Consider the following 8,874-nt stretch of genomic DNA (forward strand, 5'->3'; position numbering starts at 1 on the left):
TGCTAGAGTTTTATTCGCTTCATTCCCCCGTAGCTCAATTGGCAGAGCATTCGACTGTTAATCGAAGGGTTACTGGTTCGAGTCCAGTCGGGGGAGCAGAGAGACGAAATCCCGCACCGGAGACCGGTAGCGGGATTTTTCTTTGGCTACGCCGGAGCGACCCGGTTGCTGGCTGCGACATGCGCATACCAGCGGCCGCTGTCCTTAACCGTTCGCTCCAGGGTGTCGTAATCCACCCGGATTAAGCCGAAGCGTTTGTGGTAGCCCCAGGCCCATTCGAAGTTATCCAACAATGACCAGGCGAAGTAGCCCCGAAGATCCACGCCGTCCTGAAGGGCACGATGGCATTGGATGAGGTGGGCGCGCAGGAACTCCAGGCGCTGCCCGTCGTGGACTTCCCCGTCAGCCGAGACCTCGTCCTCGAACGCTGAGCCGTTCTCGGTGATGAAGAGCGCGGTCCCGGCAGGGCCGCTGTACTCCTCCTGCAAGCGGATGAGCAGCCGGTGCAGGCCTTCGGGCTGGATCTCCCAGCCCATCGCCGTCGTCGGCAGTCCACGCGACACGGAGCTGACATGGTCGGCAGCCGGGTACGCCGGCGCCAGCGGCCGCTCGACCGGGGCGGCATGGGCATGTTCCGCATCCCCACGCGGGTGGCCGGTCACTGCTTCACCGTGGTAGTAGTTGACGCCGAGCGTGTGGATCCGGGTCTGGATCAGGGCCAGGTCTCCGTCCCTGATGCAGGCCTCCAGGCCGTACGGCTCCACGTCCGCCAAAAAGTCCGCCGGATAAGAACCGCGGAAGACCGGCTCCAGAAAGGCGCGGTTGAACTGGCCGTCAATGCGGCGGGCGGCGTCGACATCGACGGGGTCCTCCGGGTCGAGGGGATCGGCGACCGTAAAGTTCAGCGTGAGGCCGAGCCGGGCGGCTGGATCGCGGCGGCGAAGTTCGTCGGTGACCAGACCGTGTCCCAGCAGGAGATGGTGCATGGCGGCCAAGGCCTGCGACCGCGAGTGAATTCCAGGGGCGTGGACGCCCGAGCCGTAACCAAGGAAGGCCGAACACCACGGCTCGTTCAAAGTGGTCCACACGCGCACGCGGTCGCCGAGCGCTTCATGGACGGCCAGCGCATAATCCGCGAAGCGGTACGCCGTGTCCCGATTCGCCCAGCCGCCCTTGTCCTGGAGTGCCTGGGGCAGATCCCAGTGGTACAGCGTGAGCCACGGTTCGATGCCCGCCGTGCGCAGTTCGTCCACCAGCCGGGAATAGAAATCCAAACCGGCGGGATTGAGCGACTCGTCGTCCGTCCTGATCCGCGGCCACGCTGTGGAGAACCGGTAGGCGCCCAAGTTGAGGGAGGACATCAAGGCGACGTCTTCGCTGTAGCGGTGGTAGTGATCGCAGGCTATGCCGCCGGTATGGCCGTCAACTATCGCCCCGGGCAATCGGCAGAAGGAGTCCCAGATTGATTCGCTGCGGCCGTCTTCGCTGGACGCGCCTTCGACCTGGTAGGCCGCCGTTGCAGCGCCCCACAGGAAACGCTCCGGAAATTGCAGGACCTGGCTCATCACAGAACTCCCGGCAAACGGTCGCGTGGACACGGACTGCCTGCAGCCTAGTTCCCACCTCGGGTAAACGTAAGCGTTTACTCCGATTTTTTGTCCCACTGCCCTTCTGACAATGTCCTCCCTACGGCTGAGGGGCCGGACTGGGGCAGAATGATAATTTGAAGGTGTGGACAACCGTGCACTACCGACAACGATGGAGGCAGAGCCCATGACCGCTCCGGAGAGCCACGGAAGTACCGCAACCGGTGCGAGGATGTCCGGGAGTACCGCGGAAAGTGCCAGGACGTCCGGGGTCACCGCAACCGGTGCGAGGATGTCCGGGAGTGCCGCGGCAGCCCGTGCCAGGACATCCGGGAGCACCGCAGCAGCCCGTGCCACAACGTCCGCGGGCACCGAAGCCGGTGCCAGGACGTCAACGGCGGGATTGGCGCGGCTTGTTGGCCAGTTGACGCCTCGCCAGCTTCAGGATGAATTCTCGCTCGCCCTGCTCGAACTCAAAGGCAAGGGCGTCAAGGCCGGTGTGGCTGCCGCCGTCGTTGCGGTCGCATTGGTGTTCCTGGTGTTCATGGCCATTTCCCTTTTGGTGGCAGCCATCATGGGACTCGCCGTCATCATGCCGGCATGGCTCGCGGCGCTGATCGTCGCGGCCGTGTTCCTGATTGTGGGCGGGATCCTGGCCCTGATCGGTGTCTCGCGGGTTAAGAAGGTTATGCCGCTCCTTCCAACCGAGGCAATTCGCGGCGTCAAGTACGACGTCGGTGTGCTGCGCGAGGGCAGTAGTTTTGACCCGGCAACACTGGACGAAAAGCCGGAGAAGGAAGCCAAAGTGGAGAAGGCCGAGCCCACAGAACCCAAGCCGCCCGCTCCGACGATGGACGAACTGCGCGCCCGCACATCCGAACGTCGCGACCATTTGGCGGCAGTAAGGGACGATCTGGGGCACCGTGTCGACCCCCGTCCGCGCGTCGAGCAGGCCAAGCGCAGCGCGAAGCATGCGGCAGACACCGCCACCGAGCTGCTGGTGGCCGGCGCGGATACTGTCGCCGGGGCAGCCCCGGAGCTGAAGGAGCGGTGGAAGCCGCTGGCAGCGTTTGCGGTCTCGCTGGCCGCAATGGGCATCATGATCCGTCGATTGCTGCAAAAATAACGATTTGCTGACTGCCGCTGGGCGGCACGGGAGCCGGCTGCAGAGCAGTCGGCTGCCAAACGTGGAACGGCGACTGAGGGGAGGGACAGCGTTGAGGATTATCGGTGCCGGGACACGGCGCGACTGTGAGTACCGTGAACTGGACACGTTTTGGACCGTCCCAAACCTCATCACGGTGCTCCGCTTCATGGCGGTTCCGCTGTTCGTCTGGTTGATCGCCACAGAGTCGTACGGGCCAGCCACCATCACCCTGGTGGTGCTGGGGTCCACAGACTGGGTCGACGGTTACATCGCCCGGCGCTTCAACCAAGTCTCTTCGGTCGGCAAGTGGCTTGACCCGGTTGCCGACCGGCTGGCCCTCATCATCGTTGCCACGACGTTCGTGTCCGCCGGTATCGCCCCGTGGTGGCTGCTGCTGTCCATTGTGATTCCCGATGCGATCCTGCTGGTGTTTTCACTGCTCCTCTTCCACGGCAGCCCGGACCTTCCCGTCACGGACATCGGCAAGATCCGCACGGCGCTGCTGTTGATAGGGACTCCGTTGCTGCTGCTTCACCGTGTGGAAGGATTTGGGCACGACTGGCTGCTGACCGCTGCCTATGTCATCCTGGCCGCGGGCTGCGCCGGACACGTCCTGGCTTGGCTTGGCTACATGCGGGCGGCGTGGGGCAAATACAAGGCTCAGCGCTCCGCCGGCCAGGACGAGCCAAGCCGTGGCTGATTCGGACATCGGGAAGCGAACGCCTGCTGACGGGACCTTATGGTCTGGTTAGCCATCTTTAGCGCCCTGCTGGGGGCTTTTTTCCTCGCCCTCGGCACGCAGCGCCAAGCCAGCGCCGTCCAGGCAAATACGGGCGGGCTGTCCATGAGCATTTCCGGATTGCTGCGGATGCTCCGCAACCCGCGCTGGGTGCTGGGGCTGTTGCTGCTGGCTGCCGGAATGGGCCTGAATGTGTTCGCCTTGGTCAGCGCGCCGCTGACCGTGGTTCAGCCCATCGGGGCCATTGCCCTGGTGATCACCACCATCATCAATTCCAAAGACCAGGGGATCCGGCTCAACCGGATGACAGTCGTGGCGATCTCGGCCTGTGTGGCGGGAAGTGCCGTCTTCGTTCTGCTGGCTGTCAATGTCACCGGCGAGAGCCACAGCGTGGGAGCCGAGGAGGAACTCTCTGCCGTGCTGCTGCTGGCGGTGGTCATTGCCGTCTTCCTCTCGCTGGAACTGATGTTCCGGCACCGGCTGAATGCCTTCGCCTACATCCTGGGCGCCGGCATGCTGTTTGGGTTCGTCGCGGTGCTGGTGAGGATTATCGGCTTGAGGCTGCTGGAGCCAGGCAGCGGCTTTATCACCAATGTTCCGATCTACACCCTCATTGCTGTCGTTGCAGCCGCGGGTCTCGGTTCGTGGTTTGTCCAGAGTGCCTACGCAAGCGGCCCGCCCGATCTGGTCATCGCCGGACTGACCGTGATCGACCCGCTGGTGGGGATCTCGATCGGCATATTCATCCTCGGCGAGCTCAAGCCAGACGTTGAACCGGTCTTCGCGATTGGCATGGCGGGGGCGGGATTGGTTGCTATTGTTGGGGTCATTGCCCTCTCGAGGCACCATCCTGACGTGTTGCAGCGGCGGGAAGAAGCCCGGCGTCGGGCCCAAGCTCCGGGCAAAAAGCCGTAGGGCCTCCCAATTGAACAAAAGTACCGAGACAACGAACCAAGGAGTCCTGCCTCAGGTGAGCGACGACATCGGACCGAAACCCCTCAAGATCCTGATTGCAGCCGATACCTATCCGCCGGATGTCAACGGTGCAGCTGTCTTCGGATTCCGGCTGGCCACGGCGATGACCAAGCGCGGGCACAGCGTTGACCTTATCGCTGGACGGTACGACAAGGGCCCGACCTATGTGGAGCAACGTCCGGAGGCCACGGTGCATCGGCTGCGTTCGCACTCGGTGCCGACGCATGAGACATGGCGGATCTGCTTCCCGTGGGAAATCAAGCGCGACATCAAGCGGATCTTCGATGAGGTACAACCGGACGTTGTCCACATCCAGTGCCACTACATGATCGGCCAGGCCACCATCGCCGAGGCCGTGCGACGGGGCATCCGCACCATTGCGACCAACCACTTCATGCCGGAAAACCTGGAGCCGTTCCTGCCGTTCCCGCAGTGGTTCCTCGACATCGTGGCTAAGAATTCCTGGCGCGACATGGGCAAGATCATGGGCAAGGCAGCCGTAGTGACGACGCCGACGCCGCTGGCCGCCAAGGCGATGCGTGACCATGCCTTCCTGCACAAGGTCATGCCCCTGTCCAACGGCATCGACGCCGCCGCCTATGAATTGGCTCCCGGTGAGGAGATCGCAAAACCGGAGCACCCCACGGTGTTGTTCGTGGGCCGACTGGCCGTCGAGAAGAACGTTGACACGCTGATTGAGTCGCTGGCCCTGACGGATCCCGCGCTGAACGTCCATCTGGAGATCATCGGCGACGGCGACGAGCGCAAAAACCTTGAAGCCAGGGTTACAGCGATGGGGCTGGGCCGCAGGGTCGCCTTCCTGGGCCATGTGGACGACGCCGAACTGCGCCGGGCGTACCTGCGCGCCGCTCTTTTCTGCCAGCCCGGAACCGCCGAGTTGCAGTCTCTGGTGTCGCTGGAAGCAATGTCCGCCAGTAAGCCCGTGGTGCTGGCCAACGCGATGGCCCTGCCACACCTGGTGGAGGACGGCGTCAATGGCTACTTGTTCGCCCCGCGCGACCCTGCGGATCTGGCGGCAAAGCTCAACGCGGTTCTCGGACAAAGCCCCGAGCAGATCGAGGCGATGGGGGATGCCAGCCATGCCAAGGCGATGCAGCACGGCATCGATAAGACCATGGACACATTTGAGCGGCTCTATCGCGGCGCGACGGCGGACGACTACCTCGACTAGTCCAATGTGCGCCTGCCGGTCCCAGGACTTAGTATGTCTAGGGTGCGCCGGTGCGGTCCCCCTCCACACGGGGGCACGGAGACGGCGCCGAGGGGCGGTAGCTCAGCCGGTCAGAGCAGAGGACTCATAATCCTTTGGTCGTGGGTTCAAGCCCCACCCGCCCTACGTCATGCAAGAGGCCCCGAAGCAGAAATGCTCCGGGGCCTCTTTGTTGTGGCGCCGCTCTGGCTTCACGGCGACCAGGGCCGCCTCGCAAACGCGCTCAGATCCCACGCCGCCAACCCTGGGGCCGTTGCCCGGTGCCCGGTTGTGCGCTAAGTTACTGATCAGTAACTTGACGTTTCGCCCGGCGCCCTACAGCCGGGGACCGCGACCTGTTCTCAGAAAAGGAAGCCACTATGGGCCAGCGCGCCATCGATCCGAACGATCTTCCGTACGCCGACGGGGACTTCTACGCCTTCGAGTCGTTGCTTTCCGGGGTGGAACGTGCCCGCCTTCACGACGTGCGCGACTGGCTGGAGAAGGAGGTCCGCCCGATCGCTGTTGACTGCTGGAACCGGGCAGAGTTTCCGATGGAGATCATTCCAAAGCTGGCGGACCTGGACGTGGTCAGCCCGGTCAGGCGGCAAGGCCATTCAAACCTGTTCGCGGGCCTCGTGCATGCGGAGTTCACCCGGGCGGACACCTCGATCGCCACCTTCGTCGGCGTCCACGACGGACTCTTCACGGGGTCGATTGAAGCCCTGGCATCCAAGGAACAGCAGGAGGCCTGGCTGCCGGACATCTACGCCCTGAAGAAAATCGGCGCCTTCGGGCTCACGGAGCCGCTCGGCGGATCGGACGTGGCCGGCGGTACCCGCACCACCGCACAGCGGGAGGGTGACACCTGGGTGCTGAATGGCGCCAAGCGCTGGATCGGCAACGCGACGTTCTCTGATTGGGTTGTCGTGTACGCCCGCGACGTGGCCGACAACCAAGTCAAGGGCTTCCTGGTGGACACTGCCACGCCCGGGTATCGAGCGACGAGGATCGAGAACAAGATCAGCCTCCGCACGGTGCAGAACGCGGACATTACCTTGGACAACGTGGTGGTCTCCGACGACTTCCATCTCAAGGGCGCCAACAGCTTCCGGGACACGAACAAGGTCCTGAAGGTGACCCGGCTTGCGGTGGCCTGGCAGGCAGTCGGGCAGCAAATGGCTGCCTTCGATGTGGCAAGGCGCTATGCGGTGGAACGGCACCAGTTCGGCAAGCCGCTGGCGTCGTTCCAGTTGGTGCAGGACCAATTGGTTCAGATTCTGGGCAATACGGTGGCTTCGATGGGCATGATGGTGCGCCTGGCGCAGCTGGAAGACGCCGGCCAGGCCAAGGACGAGCAGTCAGCCCTGGCCAAGGCGTTCACCACCGCCCGGATGCGTGAAAGTGTCGCCCTGGGGCGCAGCATCTTGGGCGGGAACGGCATTGTGGCCGATTATGAGATGGCTAAAATTTTCGCCGACGCCGAGGCTATCTACTCGTACGAGGGCACCCACGAGATCAACTCCCTGGTGACCGGCCGCGCCATCACCGGGATTGCCGCGTTCATCTAGCCCTCCGGCAGGGGCAACAGCACTGAGGGCCGCAGATCCACCACAAACTGCAGGGGATTGATGTAGGTGTCGCTGCGCCGGACACCCCAATGCAGGCACGTGGGGGAGCAGTGGCTGCTCGCTGCGACCGTTCCCAGCGGCTCGCCGGCGGAAACGATGTCGCCTGCCTGCAGGTTCGACGCCACGGCCAGCAAGCTGCTGCGCAGTCCGTTGCCGTGGTCGACGGTGACCGCGGGCCGATCCACCACCCGGCCGGAGAAACTGATCCGGCCAGCGGCGGGGGAGAGGACGGCGGCCCCGGCCGGAACCGCCAGGTCGATCCCGCGGTGGCCGCTCAACCAGGGTTCTGGCGGCGGGTCAAAACCCGCCAGTATGACGGGCTGCCCGGCTGCAGGCCAGGTCCAGGGCGGCGCGTAGGTTCTTGTGGTCGCCGGCGCCACCGGGCCTGCCGCCGTCAGCAGCAGTATTGAGGCGACGGTGGCCAGGCGGCGGGGCGCTAACGGCTTCATGGAACAGATGATGGCTGCGGCCGCGGGGCAAGCGGCACCGGGGCCGCCGATGCTGTGCGCAACCCTTCGGGGCAGGCGGTTGTGGAGGGCAGGAGTGCGCCGGAACAGACCCCCGCCTGTAGTACACTGGACGAAGCAGTTTTCCGCCCTGACGCATGTCCGGACAGAGGCTGACTACGCGTGTCTGAAATCCATTGCCACACTTTCTTGCGATGGAATGTGCCCAGGCGGTCCGGGAAACCGGTCCGGGAACATGCGCCGCCGTGCCGGCGGCGCCGACAGATGCCAGGAGCTTCGCCCGCCGGGCGAGAAGCTAAGAACCGTCTACAGGCAGCAGCCCAGGCCCAGCCGGATGCTGCCGGAAGGAGTGACGACATGCCAGTCGTTACCATGCGCCAGCTGCTCGACAGCGGCGTACATTTCGGCCACCAGACCCGCCGTTGGAACCCGAAGATGAAGCGCTTCATCTTTACCGAGCGCAACGGCATCTACATTATCGACCTGCAGCAGTCGCTGTCCTACATCGACCGCGCCTACGAGTTCGTCAAGGCCACGGTTGCCCACGGCGGCACCGTCCTGTTCGTCGGCACCAAGAAGCAGGCCCAGGAAGCGATTGCCGAGCAGGCCACCCGCGTTGGCCAGCCGTATGTCAACCAGCGCTGGCTCGGCGGCATGATGACCAACTTCCAGACCGTTTCCAAGCGCATCTCGCGCCTGAAGGAACTCGAAGAGATCAACTTCGACGACGTTGCCGCCTCCGGCCGCACCAAGAAGGAACTGCTGCTGCTGCAGCGCGAGAAGACCAAGCTGGAAACCACACTGGGCGGCATCCGCAACCTGACCAAGACTCCTTCGGTCATGTGGGTTGTCGACACCAAGAAGGAACACCTCGCCATTGACGAGGCCCAGAAGCTCGGCATCCCCGTTGTGGCCATCCTGGACACCAACTGCGATCCGGACGAAGTCGACTTCCCGATCCCGGGCAACGACGACGCCATTCGCTCCGTGAACCTGCTGACCCGCGTGATCGCCGACGCCGTTGCCGAGGGCCTCATTGCCCGCAACAACCGCGCCGCAGGCAACACCGAAGCTCCGGCCGAGCCGATGGCTGAGTGGGAGCGCGAACTGCTCGAGGGT

At 64.1% G+C, this 8,874-nt stretch carries 8 protein-coding genes and 2 tRNA genes; 8 read left to right on the top strand and 2 right to left on the bottom strand.

The features are described from left to right. The first annotated feature begins 23 nt into the window (after positions 1-23). A tRNA-Asn gene (locus AC5RWT_RS31315) sits at positions 24-96 on the top strand. A gap of 50 nt (positions 97-146) precedes the next feature. On the opposite strand, the gene AC5RWT_RS31320 is transcribed toward AC5RWT_RS31315, so the two are convergent. Beyond that, positions 147-1,565 carry a GH1 family beta-glucosidase gene (locus AC5RWT_RS31320; RefSeq protein ID WP_494083619.1) on the bottom strand — a complete coding sequence of 473 codons (1,419 nt, stop codon included), beginning with the start codon at positions 1,563-1,565 and terminating at the stop codon, positions 147-149. A gap of 445 nt (positions 1,566-2,010) precedes the next feature. Here AC5RWT_RS31320 and AC5RWT_RS31325 point away from each other — a divergent pair, with 445 nt between their 5' ends. The 6 genes from AC5RWT_RS31325 to AC5RWT_RS31350 all read left to right on the top strand — a co-directional run bounded on the left by AC5RWT_RS31325 (position 2,011) and on the right by AC5RWT_RS31350 (position 7,228). Continuing rightward, positions 2,011-2,712: a phage holin family protein gene (locus AC5RWT_RS31325; RefSeq protein ID WP_494083620.1), complete on the top strand. Its 702-nt coding sequence runs from the start codon at positions 2,011-2,013 to the stop codon at positions 2,710-2,712. A 91-nt stretch (positions 2,713-2,803) separates the two neighbouring features. Beyond that, the gene (locus AC5RWT_RS31330) at positions 2,804-3,433 is read left to right on the top strand and encodes a CDP-alcohol phosphatidyltransferase family protein (RefSeq protein WP_494083621.1); all 630 of its coding nucleotides are present in this window, start codon (positions 2,804-2,806) and stop codon (positions 3,431-3,433) included. Positions 3,434-3,472: 39 nt separating this feature from the next. Beyond that, positions 3,473-4,387: a DMT family transporter gene (locus AC5RWT_RS31335; RefSeq protein WP_494083622.1), complete on the top strand. Its 915-nt coding sequence runs from the start codon at positions 3,473-3,475 to the stop codon at positions 4,385-4,387. A 55-nt stretch (positions 4,388-4,442) separates the two neighbouring features. After that, entirely contained in the window at positions 4,443-5,639 is a 1,197-nt protein-coding gene (locus AC5RWT_RS31340; RefSeq protein ID WP_494083623.1) for a glycosyltransferase, read from the top strand. 91 nt (positions 5,640-5,730) lie between these two features. Then, positions 5,731-5,804, top strand: a tRNA-Ile gene (locus AC5RWT_RS31345). Positions 5,805-6,037: 233 nt separating this feature from the next. Further along, a complete protein-coding gene (locus AC5RWT_RS31350) occupies positions 6,038-7,228 on the top strand; it encodes an acyl-CoA dehydrogenase family protein (protein ID WP_494083624.1) in 1,191 nt (396 codons plus the stop codon). Here AC5RWT_RS31350 and AC5RWT_RS31355 read toward each other — a convergent pair. Next, positions 7,225-7,737 (bottom strand): murein hydrolase activator EnvC family protein, encoded by a 513-nt coding sequence (locus AC5RWT_RS31355; protein WP_494083625.1) that lies wholly within the window; start codon positions 7,735-7,737, stop codon positions 7,225-7,227. The two genes, AC5RWT_RS31350 and AC5RWT_RS31355, sit on opposite strands and share 4 nt — an antisense overlap. Positions 7,738-8,112: 375 nt before the next feature. Between AC5RWT_RS31355 and rpsB the strand changes: the two genes are divergently transcribed. After that, positions 8,113-8,874 (top strand): 30S ribosomal protein S2 (gene rpsB / locus AC5RWT_RS31360; RefSeq protein ID WP_494083626.1); only part of this gene is annotated, 762 nt, incomplete at its 3' end.

The organism is Arthrobacter sp. Dra40 (assembly GCF_059091905.1).

Bases quoted from the DNA above. Each gene is read 5' to 3' on its own strand.
- AC5RWT_RS31355 (WP_494083625.1), bottom strand. From the start codon at position 7,737: ATGAAGCCGTTAGCGCCCCGCCGCCTGGCCACCGTCGCCTCAATACTG.
- AC5RWT_RS31335 (WP_494083622.1), top strand. From the start codon at position 3,473: ATGGTCTGGTTAGCCATCTTTAGCGCCCTGCTGGGGGCTTTTTTCCTC.
- AC5RWT_RS31350 (WP_494083624.1), top strand. From the start codon at position 6,038: ATGGGCCAGCGCGCCATCGATCCGAACGATCTTCCGTACGCCGACGGG.
- AC5RWT_RS31320 (WP_494083619.1), bottom strand. From the start codon at position 1,565: ATGAGCCAGGTCCTGCAATTTCCGGAGCGTTTCCTGTGGGGCGCTGCA.